The sequence below is a fragment of the Flavobacterium sp. 1355 genome, assembly GCF_017833415.1.
Classification (GTDB): domain Bacteria; phylum Bacteroidota; class Bacteroidia; order Flavobacteriales; family Flavobacteriaceae; genus Flavobacterium.
Genome location: NZ_JAFICC010000017.1, coordinates 37934 through 58119 on the forward strand (window position 1 = coordinate 37934; position 20186 = coordinate 58119).

Below are 20186 nucleotides of genomic sequence, written 5' to 3' on the forward strand. Positions count from 1 at the left end.
ATTGCATTTTAAAATCAATTGAAGAAATCCCATTAAATGAAGCATCTTAAAAAAAACATTCTCAACTCTATTTTATTTTTTATGGTAGTTTGCTGGTCTTCGTCAGCTCAAAAAGATTATAAATTATGGTTGCAATACAATAAGGTTGAAAATGCAAATCTAAAAACAGAATATCTTTCTAGTATTAAGGAAATTGTTTCTTTTGGGAAATCAGAAACTGCAAAAATTGCTTCTTCGGAATTGCAATCTGGTTTGGAGCAGATGTTGGATAAGAAATTTGAAAATAAATCAGCAATTTCAGAAGATCACAATATTATAATAGGTTCAAAAGAATTTCTAACGGCTGAAATTCAAAAGGAAATCGGGAACTTCGATCAGATAAATGACGAAGGTTTTATCATTAAATCTATTTCCATAAAAAATAAAAAACAAATTGTCATTACAGGAAAAACAGATATTAGCGTTTTATATGGCGTTTACAGTTTTCTGCGATTGATGCAAACCAACACATCCATTCAGAATTTAAATATTACCGATGCACCAAAAACCAATATCAGAATCCTAAACCACTGGGATAATCTTGACCGGACTGTAGAACGTGGTTACGCCGGATTTTCGTTATGGAACTGGCAAAAACTACCTGATTTTATCGATCAGCGTTATATTGATTACGCTCGTGCAAATGCTTCAATCGGGATTAACGGAACGGTTTTGACGAATGTAAATGCAAACGCTCTGATTCTGACGCCACAATATTTAGAAAAAGTAGAAGCGCTGGCAAACGTTTTCAGACCGTACGGAATCAAAGTGTATTTAACAGCACGATTTTCTGCACCCATAGAAATTGGAGGTTTAAAAACCGCCGATCCTAAAGATGCTCAAGTCATCAATTGGTGGAAAAATAAAGCCAAAGAAATCTACAAAAGAATCCCTGATTTTGGCGGATTTCTGGTAAAAGCAAATTCAGAAGGCCAACCCGGCCCGCAAAATTACAACAGAGATCACGTAGACGGGGCCAACATGCTGGCCGATGCCGTTGCACCTTTTGGAGGTGTCATTATGTGGCGCGCTTTTGTCTATTCTGAACATGATGCAAACGACAGAGCGACGCAGGCTTACGCCGAATTTGTGCCTTATGACGGAAAATTTAAAGACAATGTAATTGTTCAGGTCAAAAACGGAGCAATTGATTTTCAGCCTCGTGAACCTTTTCATCCCATGTTTGGTGCGATGCCAAAAACACCTTTGATGATGGAGTTTCAAGTTACACAGGAATATTTAGGATTTAGTACACATTTGGTTTTTCTGCCAAAATTATTTCAGGAAGTTCTAGAATCAGATACGTATCAAAAAGGAAAAGGAACCACCGTTGCCAAAGTGATTGACGGTTCTTTCAACAAAACGAAACTCACGGGAATTGCCGGAGTTTCAAATATCGGAAATGATCTTAACTGGACAGGACATCCTTTTGCACAGGCCAATTGGTACGGCTTTGGCAGACTGGCTTGGAATCCGTATTTGGAGTCTGAAACCATTGCTGATGAGTGGCTTCGAAGCACATTTTCAAATGATGAAAATTTCATAAAACCTGTTAAAGCAATGATGATGGATTCGCGCGAAGCTGTTGTCAATTACATGACACCGCATGGTTTGCATCACATTATGGATACAGGACATCATTACGGTCCGGGTCCGTGGGTATCCAATTTGTCACGACCAGAATGGAATCCCGTGTATTATCACAAAGCAGATAAAAACGGAATTGGTTTCGATCGATCAAAAACCGGAACCAATGCCACCGCACAATACGCTCCCGAAGTAGAAAAAATGTACGATAATCTCGAAACCTGTCCTGAAAAAGATTTGTTATGGTTTCATCACGTTTCCTGGGATTATAAACTGAAAAACGGACAAACACTTTGGAATGGTTTAGCTTTAAAATATCAGGAAGGTGTAAATCAGGTTGCAGCAATGCAAAATATCTGGAATAAAACGCAGAAATATGTTGATGCAGAACGTTTTAAGGAAGTACAGATGTTGTTAGAAATTCAGCATAAAGAAGCAAAATGGTGGCGGGATGCGTGCTTACTATATTTTCAACAATATTCAGGAAAGGAATTACCTTTAAGCGTTGAAAAAGCAACACAGTCTTTAGACTATTTTAAATCATTAAAATTTCCTTTTGCACCGGGAAATTAATATTCAAATTAAAAATATATGAGCACAAGAACGGCAATTGTAACCGGAGGAAATTCGGGTTTGGGTTTTGCAACCGCAAAAAAATTATGCGATAACGGTATTAAAACCTATATAATTGGAAGATCAAAAGACAAAACAGAAGATGCCTGCAAGGAAATTGGCGAAAATGCCATTCCGGTTATTTTTGATTTAAATGATCTAAGCGGAATTCCAACAATGATTGAAAAGTTAACGCACGAAAACCCAATTGATATTTTGGTAAACAACGCCGGAATCAATCTGAAAAAAGAATTTACAGACGTTACCGATGAAGATTTTCTATCAGTAATTCATACCAATCTTTTGAGCGTTTTTGCTGTGAGTAAAGCCGTTGTAAAAAACATGAAAGAAAATAATGGCGGAAGCATTGTCAACATTAGTTCGATGGCATCACAATATGGGATTCCAAAAGTAATTGCCTATTCAGCCAGTAAAGGCGCAATCGAGTCGATGACCAGAGCCATGGCGGTAGAATTGGCGCCGTTTGGTATTCGTGTGAATTGTATTGCTCCGGGATTCATTAAAACCAAAATGTCTTCTGCCGCATTGGATAATGATCCCGAAAGAAAAAATAAAGTGCTGGGAAGAACGCCAATGGGTTTTTTAGGAGAACCATCAGATATTGCAGATGCTGTTTATTATTTCGCATTAAACGAATCAAAATACACCACCGGAACTGTTTTGCCTGTTGATGGCGGAAATAGTATTGGGTTTTAATAAGTTAATATAAGGTTTTAGACCTAACAGGTTTTCAAAACCTGTTAGGTCTCGTCGCGAAATAACTTTGACAAATTTCGAGTCCTTTTAAAATAATTCAGCATAATAAAATAATTGGATGCTATGATAAAAATGCAGCAAACGATGCGTTGGTTTGGACCAAATGACAACGTAAGTTTATTAGATATAAAACAAGCCGGAGCAACGGGTATCGTTACCGCTTTGCATCAAATTCCTGTTGGTGAAATCTGGACGGTTGAAGCTATTAAAGAAAGACAGCAAATTATAAGAAAAGCAGGTTTAGAATGGACAGTGGTTGAAAGCCTGCCTGTTCATGAAGAAATAAAACGTGCGACCGGAAATTATCTGCAATACATTGAAAACTATAAAATTAGTATTAAAAACTTAGCAGACTGCGGCATTAAAATCATCACGTATAATTTTATGCCCATTCTGGACTGGGTAAGAACAGAGCACAATTTTATTAATGAAGATGGGAGTAAAGCACTTTTATACAATCAGGAAGCTTTTATTTATTTTGATGTTTTTTTGCTGAAAAGGCCCAATGCAGGAAATGATTATTCTGATAAGGAGAAAGAAAACGCGTTACAGTTTGGAAACAAACTTTCTGAAGACGAGAAAGCGTTGCTTTTTAAGAATGTTTTATTGGGATTACCTGGAAGTAAAATCAATTTTACGGCAGAACAAATTCTTTCTTTATTAGATAACTACGCTGATATTGACAATAAGAAACTAAGAGAAAACCTGATTTATTTTTTATCAGAAGTGGCTCCGGTCGCTGAAACGTATGATGTAAAATTAGCGATTCATCCTGATGATCCGCCGTTTTCGGTTTTGGGATTACCCAGAATTGTTTCTACGGAAGAAGATATTAAAGCCATTTTGAATGCTGTTCCCTTGCATGCAAATGGATTGTGTTATTGCACAGGTTCTTTGGGAGCAGATCCTAAAAATAATCTGGAAAGAATTATAGACGAATGCGGCGACCGAATTCACTTTTTGCATCTTCGAAATACCTTCCGCGAAAGCGAAACTATTTTTAGGGAATCAGAACATTTAAACGGTGATACCAAAATGGAAAGCATTGTCGAGAAAATTTTATTGCTCATGAATTCCAGAAAAATAAGTCTGCCCATGCGCCCCGATCACGGATTTTTGCATGAAGTGGATAAAGACAAGGAAACCTATCCCGGTTATTCTTTAACAGGAAGATTGAAAGGTCTTGCTGAGTTAAGAGGATTAGAAATGGGCATCGCCTATAAACTGAAAGAACTGGCTTAAGCAATCATCGAAAAAAGCAAGAAGCAAAATTTACTAACAACTAAGTACTAACAACTAAGTACTAACAACTAAGTACTAACTACTAACCGTAAAACCACATAAAATGAAAATACTTAAAAATTCTCTACTGCTTTTGTCTGTTGCAGTTTTAAGCAGCTGTAATGTACAAAAAGAAAAAGAGGCTGTTTCCTTAAAAGACAGCTATAAAAATGATTTTTACATTGGAACTGCTTTGAGCGCTGATCAAATTGAGGAAAAAAATGCCAAGGAAGATTCATTGATTGTCAAACAGTTTAATGCGATTACCGCAGAAAACATCATGAAATCGATGTATGTACATCCGGAGAAAGACAAATATGATTTTGCTCTTACGGATAAATTTATCGCGTATGGTAAAAAAAACAAAATGTTTATTCACGGTCATACTTTGATCTGGCACAGTCAGCTGGCGCCCTGGATGCAAAAAATTAAAGACAGCACAGAAATGAAAGCTTTCATGAAAGAGCATATCACGACTATTGTCTCTAAATACAAAGGCCAGGTAGATTCGTGGGATGTCGTGAATGAAGCTTTAAACGAAGACGGAACGTTAAGAAAATCGATTTTTCTGGACAAATTGGGCGAAAAATATCTTGTAGATGCTTTTAAACTGGCTGCAGCTGCCGACCCAAAAGTGGATTTGTATTACAATGATTATAATAATGAAGAACCGGCCAAGAGAGCGGGAAACATTGCATTGATCAAAAAAATAAAAGCTGGTGGAGGTAAAATTGATGGCGTAGGGATTCAGGCACATTGGAAATTAGCTTATCCGTCATTAGAAGAAATTGAAAAAAGTATTTTAGAATATTCTGCGCTTGGCATTAAGGTGGCTTTTACAGAACTTGATATTTCGGTATTGCCAAATCCGAAGGATTTTAGCGGTGCAGATGTAAATCAAAAATTTGAAGGAGATCCTAAAATGAATCCGTATCCTGAAAAACTTCCGGATTCTGTACAGCTGAAACTGGCAGAGCGTTATGCTTCTATCTTTAAATTATTTTTAAAACACAAAGACAAAATTAGCCGTGTCACTTTTTGGGGCGTTCATGACGGACAATCGTGGCTAAACGACTGGCCTATAAAAGGCAGGACAAATTACCCGCTATTATTTGATAAAAACCTGCAGCCAAAAAAAGCGTATAACAGCGTAATTCAATTAAAAGAAACAAAACAATAAAAAAGGAGTTATAAAAAACTTTTTTATTGATAACTACACAACCGAATGCGTGTTTTGTTAGTTTTAGTGAAATAATTAAAACAGTACTTGCGGGTTCTGTTTTTTTATATAAATTTACACAACCGATTGTTCTTTGTTTTTATAGTATTTAAAGACCTCAATTAACTACCGAATATTAGAAAAATAAATTCTAATTTCAAGCCAAAATAACCACATAAAATAATGAATTACATTTCACAAAAATTATCTATCAAAGAAAAAATCGGATACAGCTTAGGCGACTTAGCGGCAAATTTGGTTTTCCAGACATTAATGACTTATTTGGCCTATTTCTACACAGATATTTATGGATTGTCACCCACTGATTCTTCCATAATTATGCTAGTCGTTGGCTTAATTGCTGCATTTGTTTTCAACCCCATTATTGGTGTTTTGGCAGACAGGACCATTACAAGATGGGGAAAATTCAGGCCGTGGATTTTAATAACCGCAATTCCACTGGGTGTGATCGCTTTGTTGGCATTCACAACTCCCAATTTTTCTTATCAGGGAAAAGTGCTTTACGCCGTTGTAACCTATACTTTATTGTTGCTTTTTTACGCGAGTAATAACCTGCCTTATTCTGCTTTAAGCGGCGTGATTACGGGAGATATGCGCGAAAGAAACAGTATGTCGGCCTATCGTTTTGTGGCGGTAATGTTTGCACAATTCTTTGTTCAGGTTTTTATGCTCGGGATTATTAAAAGTGCCGGAAACGGAGATAAAGCCATCGGAATCGAAAAAGTAATGACGGTTTTGGCCATCATTGGAACGATCATGTTGTTGATCACATTTTTAACGACAAAAGAACGTATTATTCCCAAACCGGAACAAAAATCAAGCATTAAAGAAGATTTGAGCGATTTGGTAAAAAACAAACCCTGGGTTATTATGTTAAGTCTTACAACGTTAGTATTCATTACGTTGGCGATGAAAGGCGGTTCGTATGTCTATTATTTTGAAAATTATGTAGACAAAGAACAGCTTGCGATTTTTATACAGCCTATTTTGGATGTTCTATCCACCTTTAAATTGAATTATTTTGGAAGTGATCCTGTTTCAGCAGGTTTCGGATTGTTTAATGCGGGCGGAATCATCTTCATGATTGTGGGAATTACACTTTCTAAAAGTCTGGCAGATAAATACGGAAAGCGAAATATTTTTGGGTTGTTTTTATTCATTTCGACCTTGTTTATTATTGTTTTTTATTTTTTTCCATCGAGAGCCATCGGCTTTATGTTTTTCTCACAAATATTGCACGGATTTTTCTACGGAATAACAATTCCGCTTTTATGGGCCATGATTGCAGATGTTGCCGATTATTCAGAATGGCTCAATAACCGTCGTGCAACGGCCATTATTTTCTCGGCCATGATGGTAGGTTTAAAAGCCGGATTAAGTATTGGCGGAGCTTTAACCACTTCGTTTTTAGGCTTTTTCCATTATATACCAAACGCTTTAAGCCAAACCGCTGTTGCCATAAACGGAATAAAATTATTGGTGAGCATTTTTCCTGCAATACCTTTTTTAATAGGAGTTGCACTCTTATTTTTCTATAAAATCGATAAAAAAATGGAAGTACAGATAGAGACAGATTTAAAAGAAAGAAGAACTTAATATTTTATAAAACAAAAATACACTATGCCTGAAGATAGTACTGAACAAATTAATTTCGAGCAAATTAATAAAAAAGCCATTTCGCAGCCTTTGGTTTCTCATATTTATACCGCAGATCCATCGGCGCATGTTTTTAATGGTAAAATTTATATTTACCCGTCGCATGATATTGATGCGGGTATTCCGTTTAATGATAATGGCGACCATTTTGGAATGGAAGATTATCACGTTTTTTCAATGGATAGTATTGACGCAGAAACGGTTGATAACGGAGTGGCACTTCATGTAAAAGATGTGGCCTGGGCCGAAAAACAAATGTGGGCACCAGATGCCGCCTGCAAAAACGGAAAGTTTTATTTGTATTTTCCGGCGAAACGTGCCAACGGAATTTTCCAGATTGGAGTGGCGGTAAGCGATTCACCGGTTGGGCCATTTTTACCTGAACCAGAAGCTATTAAAGGAAGTTATAGTATTGATCCCGCTGTTTTTGAAGACAACGACGGAAAGCATTATATTTATTTTGGCGGCATTTGGGGCGGTCAGCTTCAAAAATACAGAAACAATACCTACAGTTTAGATCATGAAGAACCTCTTGCAAATGAAACAGCTTTAGGACCAATTGTGGCTTTGTTGACAGATGACATGCTGGAATTTGCCGAAGAACCAAAAGAGATTAAAATCCTCGATGAAAATGGAGAAATTTTATTGGCAGGAGACAACGACCGTCGTTTTTTTGAAGCTTCATGGGTACATAAATACAACGACAAATATTATTTTTCGTATTCAACAGGCGACACACATTTTATTTGTTACGCAATAGGCGACAGTCCGTATGGGCCTTTTACCTATCAGGGCAGAATTTTGAATCCGGTTGTAGGCTGGACATCGCACCATTCTATCTGTAAAGTTGAAGATGACTGGTATTTGTTTTACCACGATTCGAGTTTATCAAAAGGGGTAACGCATTTGCGAAGCATGAAGGTGACAAAAATAGCGTATCTGGAAGATGGCTCAATTGTTACTATAGATCCTTATGGAATAAGAAGATCGGGAGATTAAGTTGAAGAAAAGTAATATGTTTAAATTTTGTTTTCTATGAAAAAGGGAGATGAAAAAGTTAGAAAAATCGCCGGACAATATATTACAAACAAAATAGAAATTGATTGTGTAATATTCAATTTTGAAAATAACAGTCTTAAAGTTTTATTAGTAAAACAGCAGGACAATGAGGGAGTTATAACCTGGGGGCTGGCGAATGATTACATCAGAAAAGGGGAAACGATACTGAGTACGGCCCATAATATTCTGAAGAATTATATTGGAGGTGATCATTTTTTCTTAGAACAGTTAAAAGCATTTAGTTATCAATCGTCTTCTTCATTACAGGAAGATATTTCGATTGCCTATTATGCTCTGGTAAAAAGAGATAACAGTAAAGATGATTTTTTTAATGCTGATACTAAATGGATTGGCATTAATGAAATAATTGATTTAAATAATAAACACAAAATAATTCTGGATTTCAGTTTAATGGAATTGCGTAAAAATATCTGCAAAAGTGCCATTGGATTTAATTTACTGCCCGAGAAATTTACGTTACTGCAGGTTATCAACCTTTATAAAGAAATTTTGGGAATTGAGATAAACAAATCAAATTTTAGAAGAAAGCTACTGCAGACTGGAATCGTGCATGATTCAAACGAAAAAGAAGAAGATGTTTCACACAGAGCAGCAAGGTTTTATAGTCTGAATTTACAAAATCAGGAATTATTATCGCAGAGGGAATTTAACCTCAATTTTTAATTCGGATTAAAATTGATAACATTCAGGCCAACAAATTTAATTTAAGAGAATCATTATAAGTATGTATTATATAGGATATGATATTGGGAGTTCTTCTGTAAAAGTGGCTTTGGTAGAAGCAGAGACAGGAAAGAAAATTATTGTTTTGAATGAACCTCAAAACGAAATGGAAATTGTTGCCCTTCATTCTGACTGGGCAGAACAGGATCCTGAAATCTGGTGGCAGCACATTTGCACCGCAACAAAAAGAGCCATTCGTGAGGCGAATATCGAAGCGTCGAAAATTACGGGTGTTGGTATTTCGTACCAAATGCACGGATTGGTTATTGTGGATGCAGCCGGAAATGCGCTTCGAAACTCCATTATTTGGTGTGACAGCCGTGCGGTTGAAATTGGGAATGAGGCTTTCGCCGAAATTGGAGAAGAAAAATGCATGCAGCATTTACTAAATTCCCCTGGAAATTTTACCGCTTCCAAACTAAAATGGGTCAAAGAAAACGAACCTGAGATCTACAATAAGATTTACAAATACATGCTTCCGGGCGATTATATTGCGCTAAAATTAACCGGAGAAATTACGACCACCAAAAATGGTTTATCTGAAGGAATGCTTTGGGATTATAAAGAAAATAAAGTCGCAAACTGGCTTCTGGATTATTACGGAATCGACCAGTCGCTGACGCCAACTATTGTGGAGAATTTTACCAATCAGGGAACTTTAAACGAAAAAGGAGCGAAAGAAGCAGGACTTCCTGTTGGGATTCCGGTGGTTTACAGAGCAGGAGATCAGCCTAATAATGCATTGGCTTTAAATGTTTTGAATCCGGGAGAAGTGGCTGCAACCGGCGGAACTTCGGGCGTTTTTTATGCCGTTAGCGAAATATCTTCGGGAAAAAGTACAAGAGTAAACAATTTTGTGCATGTTAATTACGAAGAAAAAACACCACGAGTAGGGAAACTTTTAAATATAAACGGAGCCGGAATTCAATATCGTTGGCTGCGCAATAATATGGGCGATGAAACCTACGAATCGATGAACCGAAAAGCGTCAAAAATTGATGTTGGTTCTGATGGTGTTGTCGTGATTCCGTTTGGAAATGGTGCAGAGCGTATGTTCAACAATAAAAACATCGGAACGCATTTTTTAAATCTCAATTTAAATATTCACAACAGTGCCCATATGTTCAGGGCTTCCCTTGAAGGAATTGCTTTTTCTTTTGTGTACGGAATGGAATGTCTAAAAGATGATAATGCGACGATAAATGTGATTAGGGCCGGTAATGATAACTTGTTCCGTTCTGAGATTTTTTCGAATACAGTGGCAACCTTAATCGGGCACGAAATCGAAATTTACAACACAACCGGAGCAGTAGGAGCGGCGAGAGCTGTGGGGCTAAAAGATGGAGATTACACAAAATTTGGTTCAAGCATAACAACCAACGATCACGTAATGACCTTTTTACCGCTAAAAAATGCTGAGCCGTATGCAAAAGCTTACGCAAAATGGAAACAAGAATTAGAATTAATATTAACTTATAAAAAATAAAGAGATGATAGTTTTAGGAAATAAAGAATATTATAAGGGCATAGGTCAGATTAAATTTGAAGGCAAGGAATCTGATAATCCGTTAGCATTTAAATATTACAATCCGGATCAGGTTGTTGCGGGAAAAACAATGCGAGAGCACTTTAGATTTGCGATTGCATACTGGCACACGTTCTGCGGACAAGGAAGTGATCCATTCGGACCAGGAACTCAAAATTTTGCCTGGGATCAGTCATCAGATCCAATTCAGGCAGCAAAAGACAAAGCCGATGCTGCATTTGAATTTATCAGTAAAATGGGATTCGATTATTTCTGTTTTCACGATTATGATTTGGTTGCTGAAGGTCCAACTTTCGCAGAATCAGAAAGACGTTTGGCTACGATTACCGAATATTTAAAACAGAAAAAAGCAGAATCCGGAATTAAATTGCTTTGGGGAACTTCAAACTGTTTCTCAAATCCAAGATTCATGAACGGAGCAGCTACCAATCCAGACTTTAATGTAGTAGCAAGAGCCGGAGGTCAGGTAAAACTGGCATTGGATGCAACTATCGCTTTAGACGGAGAAAACTACGTATTCTGGGGAGGAAGAGAAGGTTATATGTCTCTTTTGAATACAGATATGGGCAGAGAATTAGACCACATGGCACAATTCCTGACAATGTCAAGAGATTACGCTAGAGCACAAGGTTTTAAAGGAACTTTCTTTATCGAGCCAAAACCTATGGAACCATCAAAACACCAATACGATTTTGATTCTGCAACTGCGATTGGATTTTTGAAAGAATATGGTTTAGATAAAGATTTCAAAATCAATATCGAAGTAAACCACGCCACTTTGGCTCAGCATACTTTTCAACACGAATTGGAAGTGGCTGCAAAAGCCGGAATGTTAGGAAGCATCGATGCCAACAGAGGTGATTACCAAAACGGTTGGGATACAGATCAATTCCCAAACAATATTCAGGAAACAACAGAAGCAATGCTGGTTTTCTTAAAAGCAGGCGGATTGCAAGGCGGTGGTGTAAACTTCGATGCTAAAATCAGAAGAAATTCTACAGATCTTGAAGATGTTTTCTTAGCGCACATTGGCGGTGCCGATACTTTTGCAAGAGCATTATTGACTGCAGATAAAATTATTACTTCTTCTCCGTACGAAAAATTGCGACAAGAAAGATACAGTTCATTCGATTCCGGAAAAGGAAAGGATTTTGCAGAAGGAAAATTAAACCTGAAAGATTTATACGATATCGCAAACCAAAACGGTGAACTAACACTTCAAAGCGGTAAACAGGAATTGTTTGAGAATATTATCAATCAGTATATTTAATGATATAGCTGTAAGACGTTATATAATTCAGCGTACAGTTTGTCATCCTGACGAAGGAAGGATCACACAAGAAACTCGACAAAGATTGTCGATATATATTACGGAATCGAGTGTGGTCCTTCCTTCGTCAGGATGACAAACTAAGCTACTAAATAACCAAATTAAACCAAAAAAATGAAATTTTTTATAGATACCGCCAATTTACATGATATTAAAGAAGCGCAGGAAATGGGCGTTCTAGACGGAGTAACCACCAATCCGTCTTTAATGGCAAAAGAAGGAATTACAGGAAAAGATAATATTTTGAAACACTATCTGGACATCTGCAATATTGTAGATGGAGATGTTTCGGCAGAAGTGGTTTCAACAGATTTTGACGGAATGGTGAGAGAAGGTGAAGAACTGGCAGACTTGCATCCTCAAATTGTGGTGAAATTACCCATGATTGGTGATGGTGTAAAAGCCTGTAAATATTTCTCTTCTAAAGGAATAAGAACCAACGTTACCTTAGTTTTTTCGGCAGGGCAGGCCTTGTTGGCAGCTAAAGCGGGAGCAACTTATGTTTCGCCTTTTTTAGGAAGATTAGACGATATCTCAACTGATGGAATGCACTTAATAGAAGAAATAAGAGAAATTTATGATAACTACAATTATCAGACTCAAATACTTTCGGCTTCTATAAGACATACCATGCATATTGTAAATTGTGCCAAAGCAGGGTCAGATGTTATGACCGGACCACTTTCTGCTATTAAAGGACTTTTAAAACATCCGCTAACTGATATTGGACTGAACCAATTTATTGAAGATGCCAAGAAAATGAATTTGTAACATATTTATTACTAGTTAAATAAGGTAATTGTTAATCTGGTAAATTATAATCTTATAAAAATCTCCTTTTAAATTTAAACTTAGAAGGAGATTTTTTTATTGCCAATAACAACCGATTGCCTTTTTGCTTTTTCTGTTAGTTTTTTTGAATGAAAAGAAACAAGAAAATCAGTGATTAATAGTAAGTACGTGGCTTTATTTACCTTTAATAATTCAATTTTAACAATATTTTTACATTAAAAAAGCGCTGTTCTAAAAGTGCAGTATTGGTTGACAGACTTTTATGTTTTTTTTAATTAAATACAAATAAAGCCTCAATATCATTAAAATTATATTTAAAACCAATTGACTAAATGAGTAATTTGTATTATTTTGGCTTATAAATTATATACACTATTTTTTAAAGTGTATTTTTTTATTGAATACATAAAAAAATAACAAACAACCGATTGTGTATTAATTGCTTTTTTCTATATTTGTTTTAAATACACTTATTAACTAAACCAATCAAATTTTAACTATCTAAATCAATTTTTATGACTAACTCTTTTGTTACAAGTAAAGCAAAGCATCTAAAATGCTTTTGTTTTTTGATCTTAATGTTTGCGTTGTCTCTCCATTCGAGTGCGCAGACAAAAGTTACCGGGACGGTATCAGATGCAAATGGTCCAATTCCGGGAGCTAATATAAATTTAAAGGGAACAAAGAATGGAGTAAGTACAGGTTTTGATGGTACTTATACTATCAATGTACCTTCCAATGGTGTTCTTATTTTCAGTTTTATAGGTTTAAGAAACAAGGAAATAGCGGTCAACGGTCAAACTCAAATTAATGTAACCCTTGAAGAAGATTCCGCTCAATTAAAAGAAGTGGTTGTTATCGGATATGGAACACAAAGAAAAGAAGCCGTTACCGGATCTGTAGCGTCTATTGGCGGAAAAGAACTAAACGAAGTTCAGGCTGCGAACGTTACACAGGCGCTGCAGGGCAGGCTGGCAGGTGTAGAGTTATTGCAGACCTCTTCAAAACCAGGAGCTGCCATGCAAATCCGTATACGTGGAACAAGATCTCTAACCGGAGAAAATGATCCGCTGATTGTACTGGACGGAGTTCCGTTTGGTGGTAAAATAGGCGATATTAATCCTGTTGACATTAAATCTGTTGATGTTTTAAAAGATGCCTCTGCAACTGCTATTTATGGTTCACGTGGAGCAAATGGAGTAATATTAATTACAAGTAATAAAGGACGCAAAAACCAGAAAGCTACATTTAATTATAATGGATTTAGTGGTATCAAACAAGTTTTTGGTCAATATGATATGATGGATGGCGCTAAGTTTGGGGCACTTCGTGACTACTCAACTTTATACACTGATGGGTTGGATGAATCAAGAGACACAAACACTAACTGGCAGGATTCACTTTATGGTGCTGGAGAAATGGTTAGTCATGATGTAACTGTTACTGGTGGTACTGAGCGTGGTGCATACAACGCAGGTTTAGGTTATTATAAAGAAGAATCTGTTTTACCGGGTCAAAGTTATGAACGTTTCAGCCTTAGGGCAGGTTTAGATCAACAGATTGGAAATTATTTCCGTATTGGATTTAATACCAATAGTAATTATGTTGTTACAAATGGAGATAACATTGGTACAGGTACTGCTTTGTCTACTTCTCCTTTGGCAAATCCATATAATGAAGATGGTTCTTTGAAAAGAACAGTTAGAATGGCAGCTGATGAAAACTGGGTGTATACAAGAGAGACTATCAATAATCTGGGAGAAGCTTATGTTAACTTAGACAGAGCATATAGTAGTTACAATAACATTTTTGCTGAGGTGAAAATACCTGGAGTAGATGGTCTGAAATATCGTATGAATACAGGATTAAATTTCCGTGTGGCTAATAACGGTTATTACGAAGGAAAAGGAGTATTTGATGTAAATGCCGCTACATTATCAGAAGCAGCTATTAGAAATGATATGTCCACCCAATGGCTTATTGAGAATTTGATAACCTATGACAAAACTTTTGCAGACAAACATACTATAAACGTTGTTGGATTATATTCGAATGAACAATATACGAGTAATACTTCAAGAATAACAAGAAAAGGAATTACTTCAGATGCCTTTCAGTTTTACAATATGGCCAACAGTGAAGAACCAATAATTATTACGCCGTCAGAACAAGACTATACACAATGGGGGCTGACTTCTTACATGGCAAGGGCAATGTATTCTTATGATAATAAATATTTTGTTTCAGGAACAATTCGTTCAGATGGTTCATCCAGATTGGCTAAAGGAAATAAATGGTTTACTTATCCGGCTGTGTCTGTAGGATGGACAGTTTCAAATGAGTCATTTATGAAAAAACTTTCCTGGATTAATTTAATGAAACTTCGTGCAGGATATGGTAGAACTTCCAATCAGGCAGTTACCCCATATTCTACTTTAGGAGCTTTAACAACCAGACCATACAACTTTGGAAGTACAAATTTAACCGGAGTATATTTTACAGATGCACCTAATGCAGACTTGGGATGGGAGTTTTCTACAACCTGGAATTATGGATTAGATTTTGGATTCTTTAATAATCGTTTATCAGGTACAATTGAATATTATCAAACACATACAGAAGGTGTTCTGCAAAAAGTAGCCTTGCCTGTAACATCTGGTATAAACTCATTTACCGGAAACATTGGTGAAACCGAAAATAAAGGTTATGAAATCTCTTTAAACGGAGTTATTCTGGATAATCCAAAAGGCTTAAGCTGGTCTGTTGGTGTTAACTTATATGCCAACAATAATAAACTGGTTAAACTGGCTTCAGGAGCTCAAAGAGATGAGAGTAACTCTTGGTTTGTAGGGCATAATATCAACTCTATTTATGATTACGAAAAAGTTGGACTTTGGCAGGAAGGTGATCCTTACATGTCTATATATGAACCTGGACCTGCAGGAATTAATCAGCAGGGAACTGTAGTAGGGTCTATTAAAGTAAAATATACCGGAGAGTACAACCCAGATGGCTCACCAACACGTGCAATTAATGGAAGCGACAGACAAATAATAGATACCGACCCGGATTTTCAGGGAGGTTTTAATACTAATTTGACTTATAAAGGTTTTGATTTTTCTGCAGTTGGTGCATTTAAAAGCGGAGGTGTATTAGTGAGTACGCTTTATGGAGGCAATAGTTATCTTAACCTTCTTAACGGACGTAGAAGTAACGTCGATGTAGATTACTGGACACCAGATAATAGAGATGCCGAATTCCCTAACCCAAGAGGTATCAGAGCAGGTGATAATCCAAAATACATGTCAACAATGGGTTATTTTGACGCATCTTATGTGAAAATCAGAGCATTAACATTGGGGTACACATTGGATAAGGAATTCATGAGAGATTTAGGAATTGAAAGACTGAGACTTTATTTTACAGCTCAAAATCCTTTTGTATTTTTCTCCCCATACCACAAAATGTCTGGTATGGATCCGGAAACAAATTCACTTGGAGATGAAAACCAAGCAGTAACAGGTACTTACCAGAGAAGATTTTTGGTTATTGGAACAAATACTCCTTCAACCCGAAATTATTTATTAGGACTTAATCTAACATTTTAATCAAGAAAACTATGAAACGATATATTTTAAAAAACTTAATTATAGGATCAGTAGTTTTGTTATCCTTTTCGGGCTGCTCTGATATTCTGGAAGAGAACCCCCATGATTTTTATGAACCGGACTATTTTAAAACAGAAAGTGGTGTAATTCAGGGATTAACTTCACATTATGCTCATTTACGCTGGATTTACGGTCAGGCCTATTATTACAACTCTACTGAAACAGGTACAGATGAATATACATATGGTCAACAAGCCGATGGTAACTTTAAAGATCATGATTTATCAGGGGTAGGAATCATTAATCCCACTTCAAGCAGAGCAGATGTAGTATGGAATAATTCCTATAATGATATAAACACTGCCAGTGGAATTATTGAAAATGGGGCAGCAGTGGGAGTAGCAAGTAAATTAATTGCGGAATCTAAATTCTTTAGAGGTTTTGATTATTTTTTACTGGTTCAGAATTTTGGAGGAGTGCCTTTAGATTTAGGAGCCGGAGAATTAAAATTCAACATTTATCCATCAAGATCTTCCAAGAGAAATACAGTTCCTGAAGTTTACACTAAAGCTATTTTTCCAGATCTTGTAGCAGCGGTTAATGAATTACCGGATTCTCCAAGATTAACAGGAACAGCAACCAAAACTCTGGCTCGTTTAATATTGGCAAAAGCTTATCTTACTTATGGATGGTGGCTAGAAAATCCAAATGATATTCCGACATATCCTGATACACCAAGAACAGATCCTGACGGACACGATGCTCAATGGTATTTTCAAAAAGCCTACGATTTGGCTTTAGATGGTATCAATAATCCTGGGCCATATGCATTGCTACCCTACTATTATGATGTAAATTTAGGATCAAATGACCGTCATAAAGAGATGATGCTTTATGCAGACCATACTCAGGCAAGTGAATATTATAATGGAGGAAGCCTTTCATATGGTAGCGGAGGCTCACCGGACAATTTTGCAGGCTGGATGGGAACATGGGATTATACCTCTATCAGAAGTAGAAATGCGGCAGGATCTGCAGTTTCCAGCGTTCAGAGAGCAGCAGACCAATTCTTAGGCCGTCCATGGACAAGAATGGCGCCGCCAATAGGAGTTTTTACAAATACTTTTGCAGATAAAACAAATGACTCCAGATATGACGGGACGTTTACTTCTGTATATCGTGGCAACTGGAATTTAATAGGAACCGGACAAACCGATGTGGCAACACTTTATAATGCTAATGCATTACCGGTAAAACCAGGAGATGCTATTTTGTCTTTCCTTAATGATGAGCCAGCCACACCAATCGATTATACAGGCGGCGGAGGCAGTAATGTTGGTGCCGGAGTTTTGCCGGGCAGAGCCGATTATGTAGTTTCTCCACTAGGAATTAGCAGAAGAGTATACCCAGGCTTATGGAAATTGGGACCATACCGTACAGATAACGCAGGTGGATTGGGACAGCCAAATGCCGGTAGCACAAGACCTTATCCGGTGGCTAAATTTTCAGAACTTTATTTTGTTGCTGCAGAAGCTGCAGTAAAAGGAGCAACAGGGTCTATGACTGCCAGAGATCTTATTAATGTAATTCGTGCACGTGCAGGAAAATGGCGTTGGAATAATAATGGAAATGTAGCAAAAACTGCAGATAATAGTGCTTTGTTAACAAGCGCAACCCCTGCAATAATAGACATTAATTATATTCTGGCAGAACGTTCACGCGAATATTATGGTGAAGGCTACCGCTGGTATGACTTAGTGAGAACTCAAAAATGGAATGAACTAGCCGGCACATATACAATCGGTGGGCCAAATTTAGGTGATCATACACCACAGGTTATTACAAGAACAATAGAGAAATATCATTATCTGCGCCCAATTCCACAGGGTCAGATAGACGGTATGGAGATGTCAGCTTCTGAAAAGCAGGCTTACCAGAATCCAGGATACAATTAAGATATAGCAGATTTAAATGTAATTATAAGTGTTGATTCTACAAATAAACTTTTATAAGTTGGTTAAGTTTGCTTAAATTGAGCCGGGGAAGTAAAATTCCCCGGCTTTTAAATTGTGAATTTAATTGTAAAAATGAATTGATTACCAAAGGCTAACATTGATATGTTGAAATTAATTATTTTAAAATAATCTAACATTTCTTAAGAAATGTCTACAAAAAAGAATCTGTAAGATGAAACAAAGACACCTATTATTTTTATTATCCATATCAATACTATTTCTTTTTTCTTTTAAAGGAACAAAGTTTAAAGATTATATTACACCAAAACCACCCATTTTTTCGAATGTTGTGTATCAGGGAAACGACAATATTTATAAAAATAATCCCTTAAAACCAGATGAGTTTTATTCTCCCGTTTTGCAGGGCTGTTATCCCGATCCGGCCATTACCAGAAAAGGCGATGATTATTTTATGGTATGCTCTTCATTTGCTATGTTTCCAGGCGTGCCTATTTTCCATTCTAAAGATTTAGTGAATTGGACAGACCTTGGAGGCATACTAAATAAAGTCTCAGAATTTAATCCGCACGATACCGGTATAAGCCAGGGTGTATATGCACCGGGAATAACGTATAATCCACACAATGATACTTTCTATATGATTGTAACAGCATTTTCCGGAGGCCTGGGCAATATCATAGTAAAAACAAAAGACCCGATGAAAGGCTGGGGAAGCCCGATAAAATTAGGTTTTGACGGAATCGATCCGTGTATCTTTTTTGATGATAACGGAAAAGGCTACATCGTGCACAATGACGCTCCCGATAAAGGAAAGCAATTATATGAAGGTCATCGTGTTATAAAAGTTTGGGAATACGATCTCGAAAAAGATGAGGTTATTAAAGGAACGGATAAAATTATTGTAGATGGGGGAGTAGATCTTTCTAAAAAACCAATCTGGATAGAAGCGCCGCATTTGTATAAAAAAGATGGTCATTATTATTTAATGTGTGCCGAGGGCGGTACAGGCGGAAATCACAGTGAAGTTATTTTTATCAGTGACAGTCCAAAAGGGCCTTTTAAACCGGCATCAAACAACCCGATTTTAACCCAAAGGTATTTTCCGCAAAACAGAAAAGACAAAGTAGACTGGGCAGGACATGCCGATTTAGTTCTCGGACCAGATAATAAATATTACGGTGTATTTTTAGGCGTTCGTCCGAATGATAAAGACCTCGTTAATACAGGACGCGAAACGTTTATGCTTCCGGTAGACTGGTCAGGAACTTTTCCGGTTTTTGAAAACGGATTAGTGCCTTTAGAACCAAAAATAAAAATGCCAAAAGGCGTTACCGAAAACAAAACAGGCAAAGACGGCTTTTTCCCAAATGGCAATTTCACATTTACCGAGAATTTTACTTCAGATAAATTAGATTACCGATGGATCGGATTGAGAGGTCCGCGTGAAAATTTTAGTTCTGTAACCAAAAAAGGACTTCAGATTAATCCTTTCGAAGTCAATATTAAAGAACTAAAACCTACGTCGACACTTTTTTACAGACAAATGCACAACACATTCTCATTTGCCACAACAATCGACTACAAACCTGCATCTGAAAAAGATTTGGCAGGAATTACATGCCTGCAAAACGAGCGTTTTAATTATGTTTTTGGCATCACAAAAAAAGGAAAAGACACCTATATTTTATTAGAAAGAACAGAAAAAGGACAATCGACGATAATAGCAAGTGCTAAAATCGAAGTCAAAAAAAACATACGACTTCAGGTAAAAGCAACCGGAGACAGTTACGAATTTAGTTATGCCCTAAACGGTACTGATTTTAAAAATTTAGGAGAACCCGTTTCAGGAGATATTCTGTCAACAAATGTAGCAGGAGGTTTTACAGGAGCATTGGTAGGATTGTATGCAACGGCTGCAAATGATGCTCAGCCGCAATAA

The 20186-nt window shown here is 36.8% G+C and carries 13 protein-coding genes; all 13 read left to right on the top strand.

Annotated elements, in window-relative coordinates:
• Window positions 1-36 precede the first annotated feature (36 nt).
• A complete protein-coding gene (locus JOD96_RS19620; RefSeq protein ID WP_209565908.1) occupies window positions 37-2199 on the top strand; it encodes an alpha-glucuronidase family glycosyl hydrolase in 2163 nt (720 codons plus the stop codon).
• 18 nt (window positions 2200-2217) lie between these two features.
• Window positions 2218-2955 (top strand): SDR family NAD(P)-dependent oxidoreductase, encoded by a 738-nt coding sequence (locus JOD96_RS19625; RefSeq protein ID WP_209565909.1) that lies wholly within the window; start codon window positions 2218-2220, stop codon window positions 2953-2955.
• 132 nt (window positions 2956-3087) lie between these two features.
• Window positions 3088-4257, top strand: a complete 1170-nt coding sequence (gene uxuA, locus JOD96_RS19630) for a mannonate dehydratase (protein ID WP_209565943.1) — start codon at window positions 3088-3090, stop codon at window positions 4255-4257.
• 103 nt (window positions 4258-4360) lie between these two features.
• A complete protein-coding gene (locus JOD96_RS19635; RefSeq protein ID WP_209565910.1) occupies window positions 4361-5476 on the top strand; it encodes an endo-1,4-beta-xylanase in 1116 nt (371 codons plus the stop codon).
• Window positions 5477-5698: 222 nt separating this feature from the next.
• Window positions 5699-7132, top strand: coding sequence for an MFS transporter (locus tag JOD96_RS19640; protein ID WP_209565911.1), 1434 nt, complete (start codon window positions 5699-5701; stop codon window positions 7130-7132).
• Window positions 7133-7156: 24 nt separating this feature from the next.
• Entirely contained in the window at window positions 7157-8191 is a 1035-nt protein-coding gene (locus JOD96_RS19645; protein WP_209565912.1) for a glycoside hydrolase family 43 protein, read from the top strand.
• Between the two features lie 36 nt (window positions 8192-8227).
• The gene (locus JOD96_RS19650) at window positions 8228-8935 is read left to right on the top strand and encodes an NUDIX hydrolase (RefSeq protein ID WP_209565913.1); all 708 of its coding nucleotides are present in this window, start codon (window positions 8228-8230) and stop codon (window positions 8933-8935) included.
• 61 nt (window positions 8936-8996) lie between these two features.
• Window positions 8997-10481, top strand: a complete 1485-nt coding sequence (locus JOD96_RS19655) for a xylulokinase (protein ID WP_209565914.1) — start codon at window positions 8997-8999, stop codon at window positions 10479-10481.
• Between the two features lie 4 nt (window positions 10482-10485).
• Window positions 10486-11811, top strand: coding sequence for a xylose isomerase (gene xylA / locus JOD96_RS19660; protein ID WP_209565915.1), 1326 nt, complete (start codon window positions 10486-10488; stop codon window positions 11809-11811).
• Window positions 11812-11985: 174 nt separating this feature from the next.
• The gene (gene fsa, locus JOD96_RS19665) at window positions 11986-12642 is read left to right on the top strand and encodes a fructose-6-phosphate aldolase (protein ID WP_209565916.1); all 657 of its coding nucleotides are present in this window, start codon (window positions 11986-11988) and stop codon (window positions 12640-12642) included.
• 536 nt (window positions 12643-13178) lie between these two features.
• Window positions 13179-16271, top strand: coding sequence for a SusC/RagA family TonB-linked outer membrane protein (locus JOD96_RS19670; protein ID WP_209565917.1), 3093 nt, complete (start codon window positions 13179-13181; stop codon window positions 16269-16271).
• A gap of 11 nt (window positions 16272-16282) precedes the next feature.
• Entirely contained in the window at window positions 16283-18226 is a 1944-nt protein-coding gene (locus JOD96_RS19675) for a RagB/SusD family nutrient uptake outer membrane protein (RefSeq protein WP_209565918.1), read from the top strand.
• Window positions 18227-18458: 232 nt separating this feature from the next.
• Entirely contained in the window at window positions 18459-20186 is a 1728-nt protein-coding gene (locus JOD96_RS19680) for a glycoside hydrolase family 43 protein (RefSeq protein ID WP_209565919.1), read from the top strand.